At 70.5% G+C, this 2,568-nt stretch carries 2 protein-coding genes; both read left to right on the forward strand.

Annotation, left to right across the window (positions count from 1 at the left end; all coding sequences use genetic code 11):
- Positions 1-981, forward strand: a 981-nt coding sequence (locus AC07FT_RS36385; RefSeq protein ID WP_479180449.1) for an acyl carrier protein, incomplete at its 5' end; no start/stop codon positions are given.
- 43 nt (positions 982-1,024) lie between these two features.
- On the forward strand, positions 1,025-2,568 hold a 1,544-nt coding region (locus AC07FT_RS36390; protein WP_479180451.1), incomplete at its 3' end, for a type I polyketide synthase.

Raw genomic sequence — 2,568 nt, forward strand, 5'->3', positions numbered from 1 at the left:
CTGCGGCTGGGGATGTTCGTGATGTTCTCCTCGGCGGCCGGGGTGATGGGCAGCCCGGGTCAGGCCAACTACGCGGCGGCCAACGCCTTCTGTGATGCCCTGGCCGCCCACCGGCAGGCCGCCGGACTGCCCGGGGTGTCGGTGGCATGGGGACTCTGGGCCGAAGCAAGCGATATGACGGGTGACCTCACCGACGCCGACCTCGCACGGATGTCCCGCTCGGGTGCCACGCCGATGTCCAGCGAACACGCGCTGCGTCTGCTCGACGCCGCCGCGGAACACGGCGGCCACCATCTGATCGCCGCGGACATGAACGTACGGACCCTGGCCGCGCAGCCCGTCGACACCCTGCCCGTGCTGCTGCGCGCACTCGTCGCCACGAGCACCGTGGGCGCGGCAGGGCGGCGTACGGCGGCCACCGCCGACGTACGCCCGGCCGACTGGTCCGCACGGCTCGCGGGACTGTCGCCCGACGAACGCCACCGGGCCGTGCTCCACCTGGTCCGTGGCCAAGTGGCGGCGGTCCTGGGACACGCCGACACCGAGGCCGTGCAGGCGGACGCCAATTTCAAGGACCTCGGCTTCGATTCCCTGACCGCTGTCGAGCTGCGCAACCGGCTCGCCGCCGCCACCGGCCTGCGGCTGCCAGCCGCGCTCGTCTTCGACTATCCGGAAGCGGGCGTACTCGCCGACTACCTGCTGGAGCGCATCGCCCCCGAGGACGGCGCCCCGGCGGGCCCGGACCGCGTCGATCCCGTCCTCAACGAACTGGCCCGGCTGGAAGCCACCTTGATCGGCCTCGAGGTCGAGGACGACGCGTCGCTGACGGTCACGGCCCGCCTGGAGAGCCTGCTGGCGAAATGGAAGGCGACACGGAAGCCGGTGGAAGCCGCGGACGACAAGACCGCGGCCGAGAGGCTGGAGTCCGCGTCCGCGGCCCAGGTTCTCGACTTTATCGACAACGAACTTGGCGTGTCCTGAATGTGCCGGGCGCGACGAACGCTGAAGGCCGGGTGAACCCCTCATGGTGAACGTGAACGAAGAGAAGCTGGTCGAATATCTCAAGCGTGTCTCCGCGGATCTGCACGATACGCGGCTGCGTTTGCGCGAGGTGGAGGAGCGTGCCCAGGAGCCGGTCGCCATCGTGAGCATGGCCTGCCGCTTCCCGGGGGGAGTGGACACTCCGGAGGCGCTGTGGCGGTTGGTCACCGACGGCGTGGACGCCATCGCCGACTTCCCGACCGACCGGGGCTGGGATCTGGACGGCCTCTACCACCCGGACCCCGACCATCCCGGCACCACCTATGTGCGCCGCGGTGGATTCCTGGACGGCGCCGACCGGTTCGACCCCCTGTTCTTCGGCATCAGCCCGCGCGAGGCACTGGCCACCAGCCCACAGCAGCGACTGCTGCTGGAGACCGCGTGGGAGGCGTGTGAGCGCGCGGGCATCGACCCGCTCTCCCTCAAGGGATCCCCGACCGGTGTCTACGCCGGAACGGCCACCACGGGGGGCACCTCCGCGGGTGACCTCCCGCAGAAGGGCGGCGAGGGCTACGCGGGCAACGCCCCGAGCCTTCTGTCCGGCCGGGTGTCCTACACCCTCGGTCTGGAAGGGCCCGCCGTCACCGTCGAGACGGCCTGCTCGTCGTCACTGGTGGCATTGCATCTGGCCGCTCAGGCACTGCGCCAGGGTGAGTGCACCCTCGCACTCGCCGGCGGGGTGACGGTCATGAGCACCCCCGAGGTGTTCACCGGCTTCTCCCGGCAGCGCGGACTCTCCCCGGACGGACGGTGCAAGGCGTTCGCGGCCACCGCGGACGGTACGGGCTGGGGCGAGGGCGTCGGCCTGGTGCTCCTGGAGCGGCTGTCCGACGCGCGGCGCAACGGGCACCAGGTGCTGGCCGTTCTGCGGGGCTCGGCCATCAACCAGGACGGCGCCAGCAACGGGTTCAGCGCCCCCAACGGACCGTCCCAGCAGCGTGTCATCCGGCAGGCCCTGGCGAGCGCCCGTCTGTCCCCCTCGGAAGTGGACGCGGTCGAGGCGCACGGCACCGGTACCAAACTCGGTGATCCGATCGAGGCTGATGCGTTGATCGCCACGTATGGGCGGGATCGGTCGGAGGAGCGGCCGTTGTGGTTGGGGTCGTTGAAGTCGAACATCGGTCATACGCAGGGTGCGGCGGGTGTGGCCGGTGTTATCAAGATGGTGATGGCACTCCGCCACGAGGTACTGCCCGCGACCTTGCACATCGATGAGCTCACCCCGCATGTGGAGTGGGAGGGCGGCGGAGTGCGGCCGCTGACCGAGGCGGTCGCGTGGCCGAACGGCGACCGTCCGCGTCGGGCGGGAGTGTCCTCCTTCGGTATCTCCGGTACCAACGCCCATGTGATTGTGGAGCAGGCGCCGCCCGAGGTAGAAGCGGTGGGTGAGCCTGCCACGACGGAGGATGGCGAGTGCCTCGGTGGGGTGATTCCGTGGGTGCTCTCCGCGCGTGGTGCGGAGGCGTTGCGGGGGCAGGCGGCGGCGTTGGTGGGCCGGGTGTCGGGGGATGGTGGTTGTTCGCCGGT

Source organism: Streptomyces sp. NPDC045899, from assembly GCF_056431485.1.